We start from the raw sequence: 20,651 nt of genomic DNA on the forward strand, positions 1-20,651 counted from the left end.
GAGCTTGCTCGCGAACACATTTTTCCGGCGACTTCAGTCTCGGGGGTTCGCGAGCAAGGGCTAGGCGCCCCTCGGTCCTGCGAGAAGCAGAGTGCGGTCAGAGTTCGGTGGGCACCACGAGGATGCCGGCGCGCAAGCCGTTCTTCACCCGCGGATTGGGGAAGATGATCCGCGCGCCCCGCTCTTCCACGATCCAGCGGGTACCGCCGATGTCCTCAGCGAGCAGGAAGCCGTGGTCCAGTTCGGTGAAGTTGTCCACCGCGTCGTCCAGGTGCAGGCGGAAGTGGTCGCTGTGCTTGATCACTTCGCGGGAGACCGCAAACAGCTGCAGCCCGTCAATCTGCGCGCCATCCGCCTCCTGACCACTGATCACGCCCTGCAGCATGGCCTCCAGACGATCCAGGTTCACCGCCTGGTTCTGCCCGAACGGCCGGGCCTTGCCCAACTCCAGGGTGAACGCCTCGGCGCCGAGCTGGCTGTAGGTGTAAGCGCTGAAAGTGATACCCGGCTTGCTTTGCAGCAGCACCGCATCGATGCCGGCGCTGCGCAGGCGCGCCAGTTCCTCGCGGGAATGCTCGCGTCCGCTGGCCCAGGGGTACAGCGCGAACTGCTCGATCTTCGAGCCACGGATGGCAGTGTGCAGGTCGTAGTGCAGACGTGGGCGGCCCTCACGGGCAAAGAATGCAGCGGCCAGGCGCTCCAGTTCCGACGCCCGCAGGGCCTCGTTGCCGCTGCCCTCCTCGTGGCGACCACAGAACAGGCGGTTGATGTCCTGTTCCAGGTAACGCTCGCCACGGCGCATGGCCTCGGGGTTGCCGAGCAGGAACAGCACCCGCGACGCCGGCTTCAGCTCACCACGGGCGATGCCGTGTACCAGCCGGTCGAGCAGTTCGATGGGGGCCGTCTCGTTGCCGTGGATACCTGCCGAGAGCAGCAGGTCACGGCCATTGTCGCGCGCCACCGGCGGGGTGACTTCGAGGGCGCCTTCAGCCAGCCAGTGCAGACGGGTGCCGTCCGCGGTGAGCTGAATCTTTTCCGTCGGCTCACGGCCGGCGAGGGTCAGTTCGAGCAGTTTGCCCAGAGCTAGCATGCGGACGCCTCCATCATTCCCCGTGGCCGGAGCGGCCGCGGACTCCGCGATCAGTGGTGATGGTCACATCCACAGTCTGGACCATGTTCGTGGACTTCGGCGGCTTCCAGCTCAAGGCTCAGGCCCAACTGGTTCACTGCCTGCGGGCGCACCACCAGCAGCGGGATCTCGGCATCGTCCTCATGGGAGTCGGCGTAGATCACCAGGCCGCCCTTGCCGTCGGCTTCCAGCCAAAGTTCCCGCCCTTCCAGGCGGATGGCCAGGCGTGCGGTGTGGGTCTCGCGGCGCTCGCCCTTGTTGTCTTCGAGAATCAGCGGGAGGCTTTCGGTCATGTCAGTTACTCAAATCTGCTGGAAGGGGTAAACCGAGCCCAGTTTAAGGATCTGGCTCAATTCATCCAACGCCGTCCGGCACTCGACCAGCAGTTGCGGGTCAGCCAGGTCGGACTCGGCCAGGCGATCGCGGTAGTGCTTGTCGACCCAGGTGACCAGGGTGTCGTGCAGGGTCGGGGTCATGATCACGCCCGGGTTGACCGCCGCCTGCTCGGCATCGTTCAGTGCCACGCGCAGGCGCAGGCAGGCGGGACCGCCGCCGTTCTGCATGCTCTGCTTGAGGTCGAACACCTTCACCTCGCGGATCGGGCCGTCCTCGGCAGTCAGTCGCGACAGATAGTTCCATACGCGCTCGTTCTTGCGGCACTCCTCCGGAACGATCAGCAGCATGTTGCCGTCGGCACGGGTGAGCAGCTGGCTGTTGAACAGGTAGGACTTCACCGCGTCCTCGACGGTGACCTGGTCACGCGGCACGCACACGGCGCGGAAGCGGCCGCCACGACGGCCCAGCTTGTCGTGCAGCTCGGCGAGCACCCGCTCGGTGTCGAGGAAGGCGTCTTCGTGGTGGAACAGCACTTCGCCGTTGCCGACCGCGATGACGTCGTTGTGGAACACGCCCTGGTCGATCACCGCCGGGTTCTGCTGGGCGTAGACCACGCCGTCATCGCTCAGGCCGTGCAGGCGGGCGACCGCCTGGCAGGCTTCCAGGGTCTGCCGCGCCGGGTAGCGCTGCGGTGCGGGGAAGCGACTGTCGAAGGCGCTGCGACCGAACACGAAGAACTCGACGCCGGTTTCGCCGTAGGACTTGCAGAAGCGCGTATGGTTGGCCGCACCCTCGTCGCCGAACTGGGCGACCGCCGGCAGAGCGGCGTGGTGGGCGAAGTGTTTCTCGTCGTTGAACATCGCCGCGAGGATACGACTGGTCTGCGGATGTTCGATGGAGCGGTGGAACTTGCAGTTCAGGTTGGCGGCGGTGAAGTGCACACGGCCATCGGCGGTGTCGGCACCGGGGCTGACGGTCGCGGCGTTGGCCGTCCACATGCAGGACGCCGAGCTGACGGCAGCGAGCAGCGGCATGGCCTCTTTCGCCGCCTTGGCGATCACCTCGGCATCGCTGCCGGAGAAGCCCAGGGCACGCAACGAGGCCACCGCCGGACGCTCCTGCGGGGCGAATACGCCCTGCTTGAAGCCCATCTCCATCAGTGCCTTCATCTTCGACAGGCCCTGCTTCGCCGCTTCGCGCGGGTTGGACGCCGCCTGGCTGTTGCTCTGCGAGGCCACGTTGCCGTAGGACAGGCCGCCGTAGTTGTGCGTCGGTCCGACCAGGCCGTCAAAGTTCATTTCATAGGCGGTCATCACAGGCTCACTCCCGGAGTCAGGGTTGCAGGCAGGCTCAGGCTGTCGCTTTCCAGCGAAGCGACCGGGTACGCGCAGTAGTCGGCTGCGTAGTACGCACTCGGGCGATGATTGCCGGAGGCGCCGATGCCACCGAACGGCGCACTGCTGGCGGCGCCGGTCAGCTGCTTGTTCCAGTTGACGATGCCGGCGCGGCTCTCGATGAGGAAGTCCTCATAGCGCTCGCGGGAATCCGACAGCAGGCCGGCGGCGAGGCCGTACTGGGTGGCGTTGGCTTCGCGCACGGCGGCGTCGAAGTCGGCGTAGCGGATCACTTGCAGCAGCGGGCCGAAGAATTCCTCGTCCGGGCGCTCGGCCACGGCAGTCACATCGAGGATGCCCGGCGTCAGCAGCGCGGCGGTGGCCAGCGGCTGGGTCATCGCCAGCAACGGCTTGGCACCTTTGGCCAGCAGTTGTTCCTGGGCCTTGACCAGGTGTTCGGCGGCGGCAAGCGAGATCACCGAGCCCATGAAGGGCGCCGGTTGTTCGTCGAAACGGCCGACCTTGATGGTCGAGGCCACGGTCACCAGGCGCTCGATCAGCGCATCGCCCCAGGCGCCCTGCGGCACCAGCAGGCGGCGGGCGCAGGTGCAGCGCTGGCCGGCGGAAATGAAGGCGGACTGGATGATGGTGTAGACGGCGGCGTCGACGTCTTTCACTTCATCGACGATCAGCGGGTTGTTGCCGCCCATCTCCAGCGCCAGGATCTTCTGCGGGCGACCGCCGAACTGGCTGTGCAGCAGGTTGCCGGTGCGGCTGGAGCCGGTGAAGAACAGGCCATCGATGTCGTCATGGCCAGCCAGTGCCACGCCGGTATCACGGGCGCCCTGTACCAGGTTGATCACGCCGGCGGGAATGCCCGACTCGATCCAGGCCTGCAGGGTCAGCTCCGCGACCTTCGGGGTCAGCTCGCTGGGCTTGAACACCACGGCGTTGCCGGCCAGCAGGGCCGGCACGATGTGGCCGTTGGGCAGGTGGCCGGGGAAGTTGTACGGGCCGAACACGGCGACCACGCCATGGGGCTTGTGGCGCAGCACGGCAGTGGCGTCGGCCAGCGGACCACTCTTCTCGCCGGTGCGCTCACGGAATGCCTGGATCGAGATGGCGACCTTGTTGACCATGCTGGTCACTTCGGTGGCAGCTTCCCACAGCGGCTTGCCGGTCTCCTCGCCTATGGCGCGGGCCAGTTCCTCGGAACGGCCCTTGAGGGCGGCGGCGAAGCGTTCCAGTACGGCGATGCGCTCATCCACCGGGCGACGGGCCCAGGCCGGGAAGGCACTGCGAGCGGCGGCAACGGCGGAGGCGACCTGCTGCTGCGAAGCGGCACGGCCGGACCAGACCACGGCCTGGCTGACCGGGCAGAGCGATTCCAGAGGCTCGCCTTCGCCCGCCAGCCACTGGCCGGCAATGTAGTGGGTATTCATTATCAGGCTCCCCTGACGCCGGGCGGCGTCAGTTGCGTTTTCCGGAGAGAGGCACCGCGCGGACCGAAGCCCCGGCGGACAGGCGCAGGCGCTTGGCGGTCTGCGCATCGACCACCAGCGAACCGGCGGCCACGCGCGCCCGGGCTGCGGTGATGCGGCACTCCTCGCGCTTGCGGTTGTGGATCAGGTAGGGCTCGGCGTCGTCGCCCGGCGTGCCGATGGCCAGCACCAGGTTCTGGCTGTCGGCGATGGCACGGATCTTCTCGGTCGGCGCCTCGATGGCGGGGCCGGCATCGAAGATGTCGACATAGCCCTGGTAGCTGAAGCCCTCGGCCTTGAGCATGGCCAGCGCCGGCTCGGTATCGGTATGTACGCGGCCGATCACGTCGCGCGCATCCTCGGAGAGGAAGCAGGTGTAGAGCGGGAACTTGGGCATCAGCTCGGCAATGAAGGCCTTGTTGCCCACACCGGTCAGGTAGTCGGCCTGGCTGAACTCCATCTTGAAGAAGTGCCGGCCCAGGCTTTCCCAGAACGGCGAGCGCCCGGCGGTATCGGACATGCCGCGCATCTCGGCGATCACCTTGTCACCGAACAGCTCGCGGAATTCGGCGATGAACAGGAAGCGCGCCTTGGACAGCAGGCGACCGTTGAGGCCGGCACGGTGGTCGGCATGCAGGAACAGCGAGCACAGCTCGGACTGCCCAGTGAGGTCGTTGGCCAGGAACAGCGTGGGAATCTCGCGATGGATGCCCAGTTCTTGGGAGGCGCTGACGGTCAGGCCGACGCGGTAGTTGTACCAGGGCTCGCGCAGGCCGACGGCGCCGGCGACGGCGGAGATGCCGACAACCTTGCCTTCGTCGTTTTCCAGCACGAACAGATAGTCGGCGTCGGCACGCTCGGCCTCACCACGGAAGGCCTTCTCGGCCCAGTTCACGCGGTGCTGCAAGCGCTGCTCGTTGGCTGGCAGCGTGGTGAGACCGGTGCCGGTGCTGCGCGCCAGGTCAAAGAGAGCCGGCAGGTCGGCGCTGGTTACGGGACGGACGATCATGCTCTCTCCCCTCAGATCGCAACCAGGCGCACGCTGGCGCCCTCGCCGATGCCCAGGGCTTCGGCGGTTTCCTGGTTCAGGGTGACGGGCTTGCCCGGTACCCAATCGAGTTCGGCGACGACGGCGCGGAAATCCTGCAGTTGGCCATTGGTGACCAGATAGCCACGATTGCCCTTGCCACCCTCACCAATGCGCACCGGCACCTGCCGACTTTGTGCGATGGAGCGGATGCTGCTGGTGCGCGCATGCAGCGCGGGGCCGCCGTCGAAAATATCGACGTAGTTGTCGGACTCGAAGCCGTCGCGCATCAGGATGTCGAAGGTGATCTGCGCACGCGGGTGAACCTGGCCCATGGCTTCCTGGGCGTCGTCCGGCAGCAGCGGCACGTAGATCGGGTAGTGCGGCATCAGTTCGGCGAGGAAGGTACGGCTCTTCAGCCCGGACAGCTTCTCGGCCTCGGTGTAGTCCAGGTCGAAGAAGTTGCGCCCGATGGCGTTCCAGAACGGCGACTGGCCCTGATCGTCGCTGTAGCCGACGATCTCCACGACCACCGCGTCGGCGAAGCGCTCCGGATGGCTGGCCATGAACAGCAGGCGGCCACGGGAGTTGAGCTCGGCGATCGGCGTATTCACCAGATCGCGCTCGACGTAGAAGCTGGTCAGCAGGCTGTTGCCGGTGAGGTCATGGCACAGCGAGAGAACGTGAATCTTGTTGTGGATCTTCAGCTCGCGGGAGGCGTGCACGAAGGTCTCGTTGCGGAAGCTGTAGAACGGCTCGGAGAAGCCGGCCGAGGCAACGATGGCCGAGCAGCCGACCAGGCGACCGGTCTCGCTGTCTTCGAGCACGAAGAAGTAGCTCTCCTCACCGTTGAAGCTCACTTCGGCGGTGAACGAGGCTTCCGAGGCCAGGATTTTCTCGCGCAGACGTTCCGCGTCGTCCGGCAGCGACGTGACGCCGACCGGGCTGTCCGCGGCGAGACGCTGCACTTGCTGCAGGTCGGCCACTTGGGCGGGGCGCATCACCAGCATGGCGTCACTCCTCTAACCAGACAAAATTGTGATTCTTGGTTGATGAATCATGGGCGCGACACGGCCCGTGCCGCGCTCATCAGGGCATTCGAAAGCACCAGCCGGAACGATCCGGCCGGTTGAGCGGCGAGGCGCGGGCCCCGCCGGTTCAGCGTAGCCGGGTGATCAGCCGCGGGTCAGCTTGGCGATGGCACGCTCGAGACGATCCAGACCTTCGTCGATGTCGGCGTCCGGGATCACCAGGCTGGGCGCGAAGCGCACCACGTCCGGGCCGGCCTGCAGGACCATCACACCTTCCTTCTCGGCGGCGTTGAGCACATCCTTGGCCTTGCCCTTGAAGGCGTCGTTGAGCACGGCGCCGATCAGCATGCCCATGCCACGTACCTGGGTGAAGATGCCGTACTCGGCGGCGATCTTCTCCAGGCGGACCTTGAAGCGCTCGTGCTTGGCTTTCACGCCTTCGAGCACTTCCGGGGTGTTGATCACGTCGAAGGCCGCACCGGCAACGGCGCACGCCAGCGGGTTGCCGCCGTAGGTGGTGCCGTGGGTGCCGACGACCAGGTGCTCGGCGATCTTCGCGGTGGTCAGCATGGCGCCGATCGGGAAACCGCCGCCCAGGCCCTTGGCGCTGGAGAGGATGTCCGGGTTCACGCCGTAGTACTGGTGGGCGTAGAGGTAGCCGATACGACCGAAGCCGCTCTGCACTTCATCGAAGATCAACAGAGCGTTGTTCTCGTCACACAGCTTGCGCACGCCTTCCAGGTACGCCTGGTCGGCCGGCAGCACGCCGCTCTCGCCCTGCACCGGTTCGATGATCACCGCGCAGGTCTTGTCGGAGATGGCCGCCTTCAGGGCTTCCAGGTCGTTGAACGGGATGTGGGTGATGCCTTCGACCTTCGGGCCGAAACCATCGGAGTACTTGGCCTGGCCACCGACGTTGACGGTGAACAGGGTACGGCCGTGGAAGCTGTTGACCATCGAGATGATCTCGTACTTCTCGGGGCCGTAGACGTCATGGGCGTAGCGGCGCGCCAGCTTCAGCGCAGCCTCGTTGGCCTCGGCGCCGGAGTTGGCGAAGAACACGCGCTCGGCGAAGGTGGCGTCGATCAGCTTCTTGGCCAGGCGCAGGGCCGGCTCGTTGGTGAAGACGTTGGAGACGTGCCAGATCTTGCCGGCCTGCTCGGTCAGCGCCTGCATCAGTGCCGGATGGGTGTGGCCCAGGGAGCTGACCGCGATGCCACCGGCGAAGTCCACCAGCTCTCGGCCGCTCTGATCCCAGACTCGGGAACCCTCGCCACGCACCGGAATGAAGGCCGCCGGCGAATAGTTGGGAACCATGACCTGGTCGAAATCGGAGCGTTGGACCTGAGCTTGCGGAGCGGACATCGGTGTTCTCCTGCCTGGTTGAGGCGGCTATCGATGAATGGATTGTAGGGACGAACAGCGGGCCGTCATTGTCGCCATGCGACAACTTGTTATAGCGCCAACCCGCGAATTGCCGAGGCTTACGGAAATGCGACAGAAAGCGTCGGGAAGGCGCAGTGTAAGGCCTGTGGCTTGCTGCGGGTACAAGCGACCGTGGAATTTGTTCGCTCAGCGAATGATCGAAATGGGTATAAGACGAGAGAGGCTTTTCATCCGGATCGTAGGATGGCGTGGAGCGCAGCGATACCCATGCTGCCAGCGCACCGGGGCAATAGGGCCCGGACGAACGGTTACGCGTTGAGCTTCAAGCTCGTAAAGAGGATGGCGTCTGAAGCCAGTCTATCGATGGGTATCGCTTCGCTCCACGCCATCCTACAAAAGCGCGGGCTCAGCCGCGCTCGGTAACCACCGGGGCTGCTTCGGCGGCACTCTGGCCGCGGCGCTGGTTGCGATCTTCGCGCGGGGTCACGCCGAAGAAGTTGCGGTAGGCGCTGGAGAAGTGCGGGCCGCTGGAGAAGCCGCAGGACAGGCCGATCTGGATGATCGACTTGCTGGTCTGCATGAGCATCTGCCGCGCGCGGTTCAGGCGCAGTTCCAGGTAGTACTGGCTGGGCACGCGGGTCAGGTATTGCTTGAAGATGCGCTCCAGCTGGCGGCGCGAGACGCACACGTGCTGGGCGATCTCGTCGGTGGTCAGAGGCTCCTCGATGTTCGCCTCCATCAGCAGCACCGCCTGGGTGAGCTTCGGATGACTGGAGCCGAGGCGGTTCTTCAGCGGAATGCGCTGGCGTTCCGAGCCTTCACGGATGCGCTCCACCACCAGCTCTTCGGAAACCGCGCCCGCCAGTTCCGCCCCATGGTCGCGGGACAGCACGGCCAGCAGCAGGTCGAGCACCGCCATGCCTCCGCAGGCGCTGAGGCGGTCACGGTCCCACTCGAACAGGTGGTTGGTGGCGATGACCTTGGGGTAACGCTCGGTGAAGTCATCGTGCCAGCGCCAGTGCACGGCGGCGCGGTAGCCGTCGAGCAGGCCCAGTTGCGCCAGCGGATAGATACCGGCGGATAGCGCACCGATGCTCACACCGCTGCGCGACAGCTGCTTGAGTATGGCGGCCAGTGGCGCGGAGACCGTCTGCGGAATCTCGTCGGCGACCAGGAAGATGCGCTGGCATTGCTCCAGCACGCCGTTCCAGGCTTGCCCCGGCAGGCGCCAGCCATCGGCTTCGGCTACCGTTTCGGCGCTCATGAACACCGGTTCGTAGAGCGCTTCGGGGTGCAGCCGGCGGGCGACCCGCAGGGCCTCCTCGGCCAGACCGAGGGTCAGCGCCCGCGTGTGCGGCCAGAGGAGAAATCCGATGCGTTGTGCGGTCATGCGGCTAGGTCACCAGGCGACTGTAACGGACAGCTTACTTCAAGCTGCCGGAAAGGAACTGCTTGAGGCGGTCCGATTGCGGATTGGCCAGGACTTCCTTCGGGCAGCCCGCCTCTTCCACCAGCCCCTTGTGCAGGAACACCAGCTGGTTGGAGACCTCGCGAGCGAAGCCCATCTCGTGGGTCACCACCACCATGGTGCGGCCTTCCTGGGCCAGGTCCTGCATGACCTTGAGCACTTCGCCGACCAGCTCCGGGTCGAGCGCCGAGGTCGGTTCGTCGAACAGCATGACCTCCGGCTCGACCGCCAGGGCGCGGGCGATGGCCACGCGCTGCTGTTCGCCGCCGGACATGTGGGCCGGGTAGGCATCCTTGCGGTGCGCCACGCCGACTTTCGCCAGGTAGTGCTCGGCCTTTTCCAGCGCCTCTTTCTTCGACACGCCCAGCACGTGGACCGGCGCCTCGATGACGTTCTCCAGGGCGCTCATGTGCGACCACAGGTTGAAGTGCTGGAACACCATCGACAGGCGCGAGCGCATGCGCTGCAACTGCTTGGCGTCGGCAGCCTTGAGCGCACCCTCCTTGTTCGGCACAAGCTTGAGCTCTTCGCCGTTGAGCAGGATCTTGCCGGCGTGGGGTTGCTCCAGCAGGTTGATGCAGCGCAGGAAGGTACTCTTGCCCGAGCCGGAGGAGCCGATGATGCTGATCACGTCGCCTGCCTTCGCCGCCAGGGAGACGCCCTTGAGCACCTCGTGGTTGCCGTAGCGCTTGTGCAGGTCCTGGATTTCCAGTTTGTACATGGTGTCGGTTCTCGAATTCAGTCGTTGATCAGCCGGCCCTTGCGGAACGGCTCACGCCCGGCCACCTTGGCCAGCCAAAGCCCCGGCTGGGCGTAGCGCCCACGCTCGATGGCGAACAGCACGCCGGAAGTGCCGGCGCGAACGGTGCTGACCTGGTCGTTCAGCGGATCGACCACTTCGAACAGTGCGTCGCCCTTCTCCACCCACTCCCCCGCCTTGCGCAGGAAACTCACCACGCCCACGTGGGGTGCGTAGAGGTATTCGGTGCCTTCGAAAGGCATGCCTTCGCAGCATTCAGCCGGGGCTGCCGGCCACTCGCCAGCGATCAGGCCCTGCTCGGCGAGGAAGCCGAGGATGGCTTCGGCATTGGCCTGCCCCTGGTCGACGCGGGTATCACCCACGCCACCCAGCTCGACGGTAGTCGCCAGGCACGCCAGCGGAATCGCCGCCTGCGGGAAGGCCTGCGCCAGGCGCAGCCAGGGCAACGAGCAGGATTCGTCGAAGGAGCTACCGCCGGAGTCTTCGGCAAGCAGCGCGACACCCGCCTTCAGGCGTGCAGCCAGGGACTTCCAGCGCGGCCAGTGCTGCGGGATCGCGTAGACATGGATGGCGGCATCGAAGTCGCAATGCAGGTCGAGCACCACCTCGGCGTCGCAGGCGTGACGCAACAGGATGCGCTGCATGCCCTGCAGCTCGGACGAAGCCGGCGGCAGCGCATCGAGGCCATCACGCATGGCCTGGCGGATCAGCTCTACGTTGGCGGTTTCATCGGCGCCCAGCCTGTCGCCGACACGCTCGGCAACCAGCGCGCTCAGCTCAACGAAATCGCGGTTGAAGTTTTTTCCGCTGCCGAACTCGAAACGACCCAGATGGCTGGCCTGCAGGGTCTGGCCCAGGCCGATGGGATTGGCCACTGGCACCAGTTCGACGACGCAGTTCAGTTGCCCGCGCGACTCAAGGTCAGCCAGCCGCTGCTTGAGCTCCCAGGCGGTGCGCATGCCCGGCAGCTCGTCAGCGTGCAGGCTGGACTGGATGTAGACCTTGCGCGGACCCTTGCCGTAGCGGAATACGCTCAGGCGGCGCTCGCTACCCAGGCTGCTCCACGGCAGCAGATGATCGATACGTTCCACGGTGTATTCCTCAGTGCTTGCGCGGCGCGAGATAGGCCAGCCAGCGGCGTTCGGCCAGCTTGAACAGGCGCACCAGGGTGAAGGTCATGATCAGGTAGAAGATGCCGGCAGTGATGAAAGCCTCGAACGGCAGGTAGTACTGCGAGTACACGGTGCGCGCGGCGCCGGTGATGTCCACCAGGGTCACGATGGACGCCAGGCTGGTGGTCTGCAGCATCATGATCACTTCGTTGCTGTATTGCGGCAGCGCGCGGCGCAGGGCCGAGGGCAGCAGGATGCGGCGGTACATCTTCAGGCGCGACATGCCCATGGCCTTGGCCGCTTCGATCTCGCCATGCGGAGTGGCGCGGATGCTGCCGGCGAGAATTTCGGCGGTGTAGGCGCTGGTGTTGATGGCAAACGCGGCGCAGGCACAGAAGGTGGCGTTGGACAGCCACGGCCAGAAGACGCTTTCACGTACCACTTCAAACTGGGCCAGGCCGTAGTAGATGAGAAACAGCTGCACCAGCATCGGGGTGCCGCGGATGACATAGGTGTAGAGCCAGGCCGGCAGGTTCACCGCAGGGTTCTTGGAGCAGCGCATCAGCGCCAGCGGCACGGCCGCCAGCAAGCCGAAGAACAGCGAGATCGCCAGCAGCTTGAGGGTCACCAGCAGGCCGCTGAAGTAGAGCGGCAGGCTGTCCCAGATGACGGAGAAGTCAAAAATCATGATCAGGCTCCCGGTCTCAAAGCTCGGCGACTTTCACGCCGACCGAATAGCGGCGTTCGAGCAGGCGCAGCAGCACCAGGGAGACGCTGGTAACTACCAGGTACAGCGCCGCCACGGCAAGGAAATAGGTGAAGGGTTCGCGGGTGGCGTCCGAGGCCTGCTTGGCCTTGAACATCATGTCCTGCAGGCCGACCACGGAAATCAGCGCAGTGGCCTTGACCAGCACCAGCCAGTTGTTGGTGAAGCCAGGAATGGCCAGGCGGATCATCTGCGGCACCTGGATGCGGAAGAACACCTGAAGCGGGCTCATGCCATAGGCGAAGCCGGCCTCGCCCTGCCCTTTCGGGATGGCCATGAAGGCGCCACGGAAGGTCTCGGACAGGTAGGCGCCAAAGATGAAGCCCAGGGTTCCGACGCCGGAAGCGAAGGGGTTGAGGTCGATGTAGTCGTCATAGCCAACCATGGGTGCGATCCAGTTCACCGCGGCCTGGCCGCCGTAGAAGATCAGCAGGATCAGCACCAGGTCCGGTACGCCACGGATCACGGTGGCATAGAGGTCGCCGCACCAGGCCAGCCATTTCACCGGCGACAGGCGGATGGCCGCGCCGAGCAGGCCCAGCACGATCGCCAGGGCCATCGATAGCAGGGACAGCTGAAGCGTCAGCCAGGCACCATCGACGATGGTGGCTCCATAGCCATTGAGCATAATTTCGTACCTCGTGAAGCCGGACGTCGCCCGCAACGACACGGACGCTCAGGGCGAGCGCGACTGCAGGCTCACCCCCAATAAAAAAGTGGCACAAACTTCAGGATCAGGCCTGGGTCTGTGCCACTTCTGGACGTGGATCAGTTCTCGCCGTAGACGTCGAACTTGAAGTACTTGTCCTGCACTGCCTTGTACTTGCCGTTGGCACGGATGCCGGCGATGGCCGTGTTGAATTTCTCGACCAGGGCGGTATCACCCTTGCGCACGGCGATACCGGCGCCACCACCGAAGTACTTCGGATCGTTGTATTCCGGGCCTACGAAGGCGTAGCCCTTGCCGGCGTCGGTTTTCAGGAAACCGTCGTCGAGGTTGACCGAGTCGGCCATGGTCGCATCGATGCGGCCGGAGACCAGGTCCATGTTGGCTTCGTTCTGGGAGTTGTAGCGCACCACTTCGATGCCGGCCGGGGCCAGGACGTCGGTGGCGTAGCGATCATGGGTGGAAGCGCGCAGCACACCGACCTTCTTGCCCTTCAGGTCGGCCAGCGGATCGTTCAGGGTCACGCCTTCCTTCATCACGAAGCGCGCGGGGGTGTGGTAGTACTTGTTGGTGAAGTCGACGGACTTCTTGCGCTCATCGGTGATGGTCATGGACGAGAGGATGGCGTCGATCTTGCGCACCTTCAGTGCCGGGATCAGGCCGTCGAACTCCTGCTCGACCCAGGTACATTTGACCTTCATTTCTTCGCACAGGGCGTTGCCGATATCCACGTCGAAACCGGCGAGCTTGCCGTCGGGAGTCTTGAAGGAGAAAGGCGGGTAACCGGCTTCGATACCGATGCGGACCGGCTTGTCGTCAGCGTGGGCAACCAGGGAAAGCGCGGACAGGGCCAGCGCACCGAGAAGTGCAAACTTCTTCATCAGTAACTCCTTCGAGGGTAGGTCTTCGATTGGCAGGAGAAAGGGGTTGGCCCAGGCTGCCCGTGCAGAAGTGAAGGTTATTGTTCGTCTGCGCATTGCCGGCGCGATTCTTGTGAAAAGCGCGCCTACCGGGGTGAGCGGCATTCTAGCGACAGCCCCGGAGCGGATATTTCTTCAATGCGACAAGTAATTATAGAAGCGCCGGAGACAGGGCCCCGGCGGCTTGACGGCGCGGATTTTACGTGATTCGAAAGCGGGTAGTAAAACCCTAATTACTAGCAGTAATCGAGCCAAAACTATCAAGCCCCAGGCTTGGCGCGGGGTGCGCGATATTGCCTTATTCCACACCGACAGAAAAGACGCACCAATGACGTGCGAAATGTTTCCTGACGCCTCATTTTGTCGCAGGAAAATGTTACCAGTGGGCAGGAAGGACACTGTAGGGCGGATAACCCGGAACGGGTTATCCGCCGATACCCCGCCGACGGATAAGGCGCGTTATGCGCCCTGTGAGCTATCGCCCTCCGCGGAAAGCGAACTCGTAGGATGGGTGGAGCTTGCGATACCCATGCTGTCGATGCGTACGGAATTGATGGGTATCGCTGCGCTCCACGCCATCCTACATTCGTGCTCCACGAGAGCTTCAGCGCAGGCAGGCGCCCGGCATAAAAGCGCAGGAATGAAAAACGCCCCGGCAAGCGGGGCGTTTTTTGTGGGACGACGGATCAGGCCGCGCGCATGGCCTGGTGCGTGTCGATCAGGTGCTGCACGACGCCCGGATCGGCCAGGGTGGAGATATCCCCCAGGGTGTCGTACTCGGCCGTGGCGATCTTGCGCAGGATGCGGCGCATGATCTTGCCCGAACGGGTCTTCGGCAGGCCGGGTGCCCACTGGATCACATCCGGGGTGGCGATCGGGCCAATTTCCTTGCGCACCCAGGCTCGCAGCTCCTGGCGCAGTTGCTCGTTGGTTTCCTCACCGGCATTCAGGGTGACGTAGACATAGATGCCCTGCCCCTTGATGTCGTGCGGCACGCCAACCACTGCGGCCTCGGCCACTTTCGGGTGGGCGACCAGGGCGCTCTCGATCTCGGCGGTGCCCATGCGGTGACCGGAGACGTTGAGCACGTCATCGACGCGGCCGGTGATCCAGTAGTAGCCGTCCTCATCGCGACGGGCACCGTCGCCAGTGAAGTACATGCCCTTGAAGGTCTTGAAGTAGGTGTCCACGTAACGGTCGTGGTCGCCGTACAGGGTGCGCGCCTGGCCCGGCCAGGAATCGAGGATCACCAGGTTGCCCTCGGTGGCCCCTTCCAGGATGTTGCCCAGGTTGTCCACCAGCGCCGGCACCACGCCGAAGAACGGCTTGGCGGCGGAGCCCGGCTTCAGACCGTGGGCGCCCGGCAGCGGGGTCATCAGGCAGGCGCCGGTTTCGGTCTGCCACCAGGTGTCGACGATCGGGCAGCGCGACTGGCCGACGGTCTCGTAGTACCACTGCCAGGCTTCCGGGTTGATCGGCTCGCCGACCGAGCCCAGCAGGCGCAGGCTGGAGCCGTCGGCGCCTTCGACCGCCGCCTTGCCCTCGGCCATCATGGCGCGGATGGCGGTCGGGGCGGTGTAGAGAATGTTGACCTTGTGCTTGTCGACGATCTTGGCGACGCGGGAGATGTCCGGATAGTTCGGCACGCCCTCGAACAGCACCGTGGTCGCGCCATTGGCCAGCGGGCCGTAGACCACATAGGTGTGACCGGTGACCCAGCCGATGTCGGCGGTGCACCAGAAGACTTCGCCCGGACGGTAGTCGAATACGCGCTCATGGGTCAGCGAGGCGTAGACCAGGTAGCCGCCGGTGGTGTGCAGCACGCCCTTGGGTTTGCCGGTGGAGCCGGAGGTGTAGAGGATGAACAGCGGGTCCTCGGCGCCCATTTCCTTCGGTGCGCAGGTGGAACCGGCGACCTTCATCAGGTCCTCGAACCACACGTCGCGGTGCTGGTTCCACTTGATGGGCGAACCAGTGCGCTTGCAGACGATGATCTTCTGCACGCTGTTGGTTTCCGGGTTGGTCAGCGCGTCGTCGACGTTGGCCTTGAGCGGCGTCTTCTTGCCGCCACGCAGACCTTCGTCAGCGGTGATCACCACCTTGGAGCGGCAGTCGATGATGCGGCCGGCCAGGGCTTCGGGTGAGAAGCCACCGAACACCACGGAATGGATCGCACCGATGCGGGCGCAGGCCAGCATGGCGACCACGGCTTCCGGGATCATCGGCATGTAGATGGTCACCACGTCGCCACGGTGCACGTCCTGGCCACGCAGGGCGTTGGCGAACTTGCAGACCTGCTCGTGCAGCTCGCGGTAGGTGATTTCCTTGTGCTCGGAAGGATCGTCACCTTCCCAGATGATGGCGAGCTGGTCGCCGCGCTCGGCCAGGTGGCGGTCGAGGCAGTTGTAGGAGAGGTTCAGGGTGCCGTCTGCGAACCACTTGATGTCCACGTGGTGGTCATCGAAGGAGGTCTGCTTGACCTTGGTGAACGGCTTGATCCAGTCGATGCGCTGGGCCTGTTCGCGCCAGAAGCCGTCGGGATTGACCACCGACTGCTGGTACAGCTTCTTGTAGGTGGCCTCGTCGGTCAGAGTGGTCGCGGCCACTTCGGGACGCACGGGGTACACGGATGCCGCTGTCATGGCGTTTTACCTCGGTGAAGAGTGTTGTTTTTGTTGCCATCAGTTGTAACGGCGACACCCTTCCCCGAACCATACGACCATGGTCTTACCAATCCTTAGTCGTAGTGATGAGCCCCATAAGCCGTTGTTTTGGCAACAGGCTCATGGGGCCGCGACAACCTGTCACATGCCAATGGCGTGGGGCAGCGCCAGCGAGATGTAGGGCACGTAGGTCACCAGGATCAGGAACAGCAGCAGGATCATCAGCCACGGTAGCGCCGCGCGGATGGTCGCCCCCAGCGGCAGGCCGGTGACCGCCGAGGTGACGAACAGGTTGAGCCCCACCGGTGGGTGTACCAGGCCGATCTCCATGTTCACCACCATGACGATCCCCAGGTGAATCGGATCGATCCCCAGGCGCATGGCGATGGGGAAGAAGATCGGCGCGAGGATCAGCACGATGGCCGACGGCTCCATGAAGCTGCCTGCCACCAGCAGCACGATGTTGACCATCAGCAGGAAGCCGATCGGCGTCAGCCCCTCCTGCATCACCCACTCGGTGATCTGTTGGGGAATCTGCTCGGTGGTCAGCACGTGGGCGAAGAGCATGGCGTTGGCGATGATGAACATCAGCATGATGCTCAGTCGCCCGGACTCCACCAGCACCTTGGGACAGTCGCGCAGGCGCATGTCCTTGTAGACGAACAGCGCGACGAAGGCCGAGTAGACCGCCGCCACCGCTGCCGCCTCGGTGGGGGTGAACAGGCCGGAGTAGATGCCGCCAAGGATGATCACCAGCAGCAACAGCCCCCAACCCGCGCGACGTGCAGCGGACAGCCATTCGCGCAGGCTGGCGCGCGGTTGCGCCGGCAGCTTCTTCACCCGGGCGACGATGTAGATCACCACCATCAGGATCACGCCCAGCAGCAGGCCCGGCACCACGCCGGCGACGAACAGCTTGCCCACCGAGGTCTCGGTGGCGGCGGAGTACACGACCATGACGATCGACGGCGGGATGAGGATGCCCAGGGTCCCGGCGTTGCAGATGATCCCGGCGCCGAACTCACGCGGGTAGCCCGAGCGCACCATGCCGGCCACGGCAATGGAACCCACGGCTGCCACGGTCGCCGGCGAGGAACCGGACAGCGCGGCGAACAGCATGCACGCCAGCACCGCCGCGATCGCCAGGCCGCCACGGATGTGGCCGACGCAGGCGTTGGCGAAGTCGATCAGCCGTCGGGCCACGCCGCCGGTGGTCATGAACGCGCCGGATAGCAGGAAGAACGGGATCGCCAACAGCGTGTAGGCCTCGGACGTCTCGAACAGCTTGATCGCCAGCGAGCGCACCGAGTCCGGGCTGAACAGCAGGATCGTCAGCGCGCCGGACAGGCCCAGGGAAATCGCGATGGGCACGCCGATGAACATGAAGACGAACAGCAGGAGGAACAGGATCATCACGGTCATGGACGATTCTCCGCGGCTTCTTCGCCGGCCAGCTTCGAGGCTTCCGCGGCCTCGTCGGCAAGGCCCAGGCCGAGCTGGCGGCCGCGCAACAGGTTGACGAGGATTTCCAGGTAACGCAGGAGCACCAGGCCGAAACCGATGGGCACGATCACCGCGATGTAGGCCTGGAGGATGCAGAAGTGGTCGAGGTCCTCGGCGCCGATGCCGGCAATGAACAGGGTCTTCACCCAGTCGAAACTGGCGACCATGAACAGCCCGGCGTAGCCCAGGCAGCAGAGGCAGGCGAGCACGCCAATGAATCGCTGGACCGGGCGCGGCGCCAGCTTCACCAGCGCGTCCACCCCCAGGTGGCCGGCGGTACGCACGCCATAGGCGATGCCGAAGAAGATCAGCCAGCCGAACAGCGCCTTGGTCAGCGCATTGCTCCAGGACATGTCCTGGGCGATGCCGAGGATTGCGTCGCCGATGGCGTAGAACGGCCCCTGCTGCGACGGCAGGCGGTCGCCCAGGTCATAGAACAGGGTGAAGACGTTGGTCATCACCACGTAGACGAAAGTCACCAGCGTCATCGCCGCCAGCAGGAAGGCGATGGCGCCCTCCTCGAAGTGGTTCCAGGCGCGCACGAGTCGGTTCATGGAAAAGGCTCCAGAAAGCCCCGCCATCCGGCGGGGCCGGACGGATCATTGGGGACGGTTGGAGGCTTCGGCGGCCTGAAGGAAATCGGCGCCGACGTTGTCGCGGAATTTCTGCCAGACCGGCTGCATCGCCTCGCGCCAGTCGGCGCGCTGCTGCGCGGTGAGCGGATGGATCTCGCTGGTACCGCTGGCGAGGATGCGCTGGCGGGCGTCGCGGTTCAGCCGCTCGGCTTCCTGGTTCACCTTCACGGTGACCTCGGCCATGATCTTTTCCAGCTCGGCGCGCAGATCCGGCGGCAGGCCGTTCCAGAACTTCGCATTAGTGATCACCATGTAGTCCACCAGGCCATGGTTGGACTCGGTGAAATACTTCTGCACCTCGTTGACCTTCTGGCTCTCGTAGTTCGACCAGGTGTTCTCGGTGCCATTCACCACGCCGGTCTGCAGGCCCTGGTAGACCTCGGCGAAGGACATCTTGCGGGAGATCGCGCGCAGCTCGCGGAACTGCTCATTGAGCACGTCGGAGGCCTGCACGCGGAACTTCAGCCCGCGCGCATCGCCCGGCTCGAGCAGCAGGCGGTTGGCCGACAGCTGCTTCATCCCGTTGTGCCAGTAGGCCAGGCCGAGGATGCCCTTGCCTTGCATGCTGGTCAGCAGGCTCTGGCCCTGCGGGCTGCGCTGGAAGTTGTCGACGGCATCGATGTCGTCGAACAGGAACGGCAGGTCGAATATCTGCACCTTCCTGGTGTACTGCTCGAACTTGGCCAGGGACGGCGCGAGCATCTGCACGTCGCCCAGCAACAGCGCCTCCATTTCCTTACCGTCGCCGAACAGCGAGGAGTTCGGGTAGACCTCCACGCGCACGCGACCGGGCAGGCGCTCTTCGGCCAGGCGCTTGAACATCAGCGCGCCCTGCCCCTTGGGCGTGTTCTCCGCGACCACGTGGGCGAACTTGATCACTATCGGTTCATGAATAGCCGGTTCATGGATAGTCGGTTGATTGGCAGTCTGCGGTTCATCGGCAGCCTGTATGACAGAAGCGCAGGCCAACGCCAGGACGGCGAGCAACGCCCGCCCCATGGTTCCAAACATCGCGTCACCCTCAATTTGTTCTTGTGCTTGCGAGGTGAGCCTGATGGCAGGCTCGCGAGGAGACTGACGCAAATGTTGGCGTTCGGAGAATTCGTCTTTTCCCAAAGCGGCGTTCGACACAGCGGAACGCAAGGTGCCAAAAGACGCGCCCGGCGAAGGCCGGGCGCTCGGGATTTCAGCGGATCACTGCTACGTAGCGGCGACTCAGGCCGGCACCCGCGTGCGGTGCTCGAGCATCATCCGCTCGTGCTCTTCGAGCATGCCGGGCACGCAGTCGCGGAGAAACTCCACCCAGGTGCGGATTTTCGCGTCGAGGTACTGGCGCGACGGATACAGCGCATAGACATTGAGGTGGAACAGGCTGTAGTCCGGCAGCACGCGCACCAGGCTGCCATCCTTCAGACCCTGCACGGCGGAGTACACCGGCAGCGCACCGATACCCATGCCGGCGCGCACGGCCTCGGTCATGGCGTCGGCGGTATTGACCTGGAAATGGGTGTGGTTGATGCCGACCATTTCCTGGCCATCAGGGCCGTCGAACAGCCACTTGTCCAGCGACATCACCGAGTTCACCAAGCGCAGGCAACGGTGCTCGGTCAACTCGCCCAGCTTCTTCGGCATGCCATGCCGCGCCACGTAGTCGGGCGATGCGCAAAGCACGCTGTAGGTCTTGCCGATGCGCTTGGAAACGAAGCCCGAATCCGGCAGCTCCTGGGCGATGACCACGGAGATGTCGTAGCCCTCGTCGAGGATGTCGGTGATGCGGTTGGCCAGGGTCAGGTCGAAGGTGACCTCCGGGTAGATTTCGCAGTACTGCGAAATCGCGCGGATCAGGTAATGCTGACCGATACCGGTCATGGCATGCACCTTCACCTTGCCGTGGGGCCGGGCGTGGGCGTCGCCCGCCTCGGCCTCGGCTTCCTCGATGTAGCCGAGGATCTGCTGGCAGCGCAGCAAGTAGCGCTGGCCGGCTTCGGTGAGGGCGATGCGGCGGGTGGTGCGATGTAGCAGGCGGGTGCGCAGGTGCGCTTCGAGCTTGGCCACCGTCCGCGAGACGTAGGCGGTGGTGAGGTCCATGCGCTGGGCGGCGGCGGTGAAGCTGCCGGTCTCGGCGACACAGACGAAAGCACGCATGTTGTGCAGCAGGTCCATCATTTCTCCTGAGAGCCTGTCCACGCCACGGCGGGCGGCCTCTGCAACGGCGCTCGAACGAGCAACGCCTTGTTACAGATTCATGACAGGCGGCGAATTGTCGCATACCTGTCGCGACGGGATTATTGTCCTTTCAGGCAACAATAATTCATCCAACCGTCAGCTTATCCTGCCCCCCGGCGCACTTCTAGAATCGCCCTCCCCAACGCGGCCCGCCGCGACACCCCAGGATTCGCACCCGTGCTCCGCCTTTCGTGCAACGTGCTGCCA

At 64.6% G+C, this 20,651-nt stretch carries 18 protein-coding genes; all 18 read right to left on the reverse strand.

Annotation, left to right across the window (positions count from 1 at the left end):
• Positions 1-97: 97 nt before the first annotated feature.
• The 18 genes from astE to FAS41_RS12335 all read right to left on the reverse strand — a co-directional run bounded on the left by astE (position 98) and on the right by FAS41_RS12335 (position 20,381).
• Complete coding sequence (astE, locus tag FAS41_RS12250) at positions 98-1,090, reverse strand: succinylglutamate desuccinylase (protein WP_138522545.1); 993 nt, start codon at positions 1,088-1,090, stop codon at positions 98-100.
• A gap of 50 nt (positions 1,091-1,140) precedes the next feature.
• On the reverse strand, positions 1,141-1,422 hold the full coding sequence (locus FAS41_RS12255) for a hypothetical protein (RefSeq protein ID WP_054907334.1): 282 nt from the start codon (positions 1,420-1,422) through the stop codon (positions 1,141-1,143).
• A gap of 9 nt (positions 1,423-1,431) precedes the next feature.
• Positions 1,432-2,778, reverse strand: a complete 1,347-nt coding sequence (astB, locus tag FAS41_RS12260; RefSeq protein ID WP_138522547.1) for an N-succinylarginine dihydrolase — start codon at positions 2,776-2,778, stop codon at positions 1,432-1,434.
• Positions 2,778-4,244 (reverse strand): succinylglutamate-semialdehyde dehydrogenase, encoded by a 1,467-nt coding sequence (astD, locus tag FAS41_RS12265; RefSeq protein WP_171049480.1) that lies wholly within the window; start codon positions 4,242-4,244, stop codon positions 2,778-2,780. The genes astB and astD overlap by 1 nt, the downstream gene beginning before the upstream one ends.
• Before the next feature lie 25 nt (positions 4,245-4,269).
• Positions 4,270-5,289 carry an arginine N-succinyltransferase gene (gene astA / locus FAS41_RS12270; RefSeq protein ID WP_138522551.1) on the reverse strand — a complete coding sequence of 340 codons (1,020 nt, stop codon included), beginning with the start codon at positions 5,287-5,289 and terminating at the stop codon, positions 4,270-4,272.
• A gap of 11 nt (positions 5,290-5,300) precedes the next feature.
• Positions 5,301-6,317 (reverse strand): arginine/ornithine succinyltransferase subunit alpha, encoded by a 1,017-nt coding sequence (aruF, locus tag FAS41_RS12275; RefSeq protein WP_138522553.1) that lies wholly within the window; start codon positions 6,315-6,317, stop codon positions 5,301-5,303.
• A 165-nt stretch (positions 6,318-6,482) separates the two neighbouring features.
• Entirely contained in the window at positions 6,483-7,703 is a 1,221-nt protein-coding gene (locus FAS41_RS12280) for an aspartate aminotransferase family protein (RefSeq protein ID WP_081517971.1), read from the reverse strand.
• A 427-nt stretch (positions 7,704-8,130) separates the two neighbouring features.
• Positions 8,131-9,114 carry a transcriptional regulator ArgR gene (gene argR, locus FAS41_RS12285; RefSeq protein WP_138522555.1) on the reverse strand — a complete coding sequence of 328 codons (984 nt, stop codon included), beginning with the start codon at positions 9,112-9,114 and terminating at the stop codon, positions 8,131-8,133.
• A gap of 34 nt (positions 9,115-9,148) precedes the next feature.
• Positions 9,149-9,913: an arginine/ornithine transport ATP-binding protein AotP gene (gene aotP, locus FAS41_RS12290; protein ID WP_138522557.1), complete on the reverse strand. Its 765-nt coding sequence runs from the start codon at positions 9,911-9,913 to the stop codon at positions 9,149-9,151.
• Positions 9,914-9,930: 17 nt separating this feature from the next.
• Positions 9,931-11,043, reverse strand: coding sequence for a succinylglutamate desuccinylase/aspartoacylase family protein (locus tag FAS41_RS12295; protein ID WP_138522559.1), 1,113 nt, complete (start codon positions 11,041-11,043; stop codon positions 9,931-9,933).
• Positions 11,044-11,053: 10 nt separating this feature from the next.
• Positions 11,054-11,752, reverse strand: a complete 699-nt coding sequence (locus FAS41_RS12300; RefSeq protein WP_138522561.1) for an ABC transporter permease — start codon at positions 11,750-11,752, stop codon at positions 11,054-11,056.
• A 16-nt stretch (positions 11,753-11,768) separates the two neighbouring features.
• Positions 11,769-12,458, reverse strand: coding sequence for an ABC transporter permease (locus tag FAS41_RS12305; RefSeq protein ID WP_138522563.1), 690 nt, complete (start codon positions 12,456-12,458; stop codon positions 11,769-11,771).
• A gap of 140 nt (positions 12,459-12,598) precedes the next feature.
• Positions 12,599-13,378 (reverse strand): ABC transporter substrate-binding protein, encoded by a 780-nt coding sequence (locus FAS41_RS12310; RefSeq protein WP_138522565.1) that lies wholly within the window; start codon positions 13,376-13,378, stop codon positions 12,599-12,601.
• 725 nt (positions 13,379-14,103) lie between these two features.
• Positions 14,104-16,059 (reverse strand): acetate--CoA ligase, encoded by a 1,956-nt coding sequence (gene acs / locus FAS41_RS12315; RefSeq protein WP_138522567.1) that lies wholly within the window; start codon positions 16,057-16,059, stop codon positions 14,104-14,106.
• A gap of 162 nt (positions 16,060-16,221) precedes the next feature.
• Complete coding sequence (gene dctM, locus FAS41_RS12320; RefSeq protein WP_138522569.1) at positions 16,222-17,502, reverse strand: C4-dicarboxylate TRAP transporter large permease protein DctM; 1,281 nt, start codon at positions 17,500-17,502, stop codon at positions 16,222-16,224.
• On the reverse strand, positions 17,499-18,137 hold the full coding sequence (locus FAS41_RS12325; protein WP_138522571.1) for a TRAP transporter small permease: 639 nt from the start codon (positions 18,135-18,137) through the stop codon (positions 17,499-17,501). The genes dctM and FAS41_RS12325 overlap by 4 nt, the downstream gene beginning before the upstream one ends.
• 45 nt (positions 18,138-18,182) lie before the next feature.
• Positions 18,183-19,229 carry a TRAP transporter substrate-binding protein gene (locus FAS41_RS12330; protein WP_138522573.1) on the reverse strand — a complete coding sequence of 349 codons (1,047 nt, stop codon included), beginning with the start codon at positions 19,227-19,229 and terminating at the stop codon, positions 18,183-18,185.
• 204 nt (positions 19,230-19,433) lie between these two features.
• Positions 19,434-20,381, reverse strand: coding sequence for a LysR family transcriptional regulator (locus FAS41_RS12335; protein ID WP_138522575.1), 948 nt, complete (start codon positions 20,379-20,381; stop codon positions 19,434-19,436).
• Between the last annotated feature and the right edge of the window lie 270 nt (positions 20,382-20,651).

The organism is Pseudomonas nicosulfuronedens (genome assembly GCF_005877905.1).
GTDB classification, from domain to species: domain Bacteria; phylum Pseudomonadota; class Gammaproteobacteria; order Pseudomonadales; family Pseudomonadaceae; genus Pseudomonas; species Pseudomonas nicosulfuronedens.

Excerpts from the sequence above, each read along its gene's own strand:
- astE (WP_138522545.1), bottom strand. The coding sequence starts at position 1,090 with ATGCTAGCTCTGGGCAAACTGCTCGAACTGACCCTCGCCGGCCGTGAG.
- FAS41_RS12255 (WP_054907334.1), bottom strand. The coding sequence starts at position 1,422 with ATGACCGAAAGCCTCCCGCTGATTCTCGAAGACAACAAGGGCGAGCGC.
- astB (WP_138522547.1), bottom strand. The coding sequence starts at position 2,778 with ATGACCGCCTATGAAATGAACTTTGACGGCCTGGTCGGACCGACGCAC.
- astA (WP_138522551.1), bottom strand. The coding sequence starts at position 5,289 with ATGATCGTCCGTCCCGTAACCAGCGCCGACCTGCCGGCTCTCTTTGAC.
- aruF (WP_138522553.1), bottom strand. The coding sequence starts at position 6,317 with ATGCTGGTGATGCGCCCCGCCCAAGTGGCCGACCTGCAGCAAGTGCAG.
- FAS41_RS12280 (WP_081517971.1), bottom strand. The coding sequence starts at position 7,703 with ATGTCCGCTCCGCAAGCTCAGGTCCAACGCTCCGATTTCGACCAGGTC.
- argR (WP_138522555.1), bottom strand. The coding sequence starts at position 9,114 with ATGACCGCACAACGCATCGGATTTCTCCTCTGGCCGCACACGCGGGCG.
- aotP (WP_138522557.1), bottom strand. The coding sequence starts at position 9,913 with ATGTACAAACTGGAAATCCAGGACCTGCACAAGCGCTACGGCAACCAC.
- FAS41_RS12300 (WP_138522561.1), bottom strand. The coding sequence starts at position 11,752 with ATGATTTTTGACTTCTCCGTCATCTGGGACAGCCTGCCGCTCTACTTC.
- FAS41_RS12305 (WP_138522563.1), bottom strand. The coding sequence starts at position 12,458 with ATGCTCAATGGCTATGGAGCCACCATCGTCGATGGTGCCTGGCTGACG.
- FAS41_RS12310 (WP_138522565.1), bottom strand. The coding sequence starts at position 13,378 with ATGAAGAAGTTTGCACTTCTCGGTGCGCTGGCCCTGTCCGCGCTTTCC.
- acs (WP_138522567.1), bottom strand. The coding sequence starts at position 16,059 with ATGACAGCGGCATCCGTGTACCCCGTGCGTCCCGAAGTGGCCGCGACC.
- dctM (WP_138522569.1), bottom strand. The coding sequence starts at position 17,502 with ATGACCGTGATGATCCTGTTCCTCCTGCTGTTCGTCTTCATGTTCATC.
- FAS41_RS12325 (WP_138522571.1), bottom strand. The coding sequence starts at position 18,137 with ATGAACCGACTCGTGCGCGCCTGGAACCACTTCGAGGAGGGCGCCATC.
- FAS41_RS12330 (WP_138522573.1), bottom strand. The coding sequence starts at position 19,229 with ATGTTTGGAACCATGGGGCGGGCGTTGCTCGCCGTCCTGGCGTTGGCC.
- FAS41_RS12335 (WP_138522575.1), bottom strand. The coding sequence starts at position 20,381 with ATGGACCTGCTGCACAACATGCGTGCTTTCGTCTGTGTCGCCGAGACC.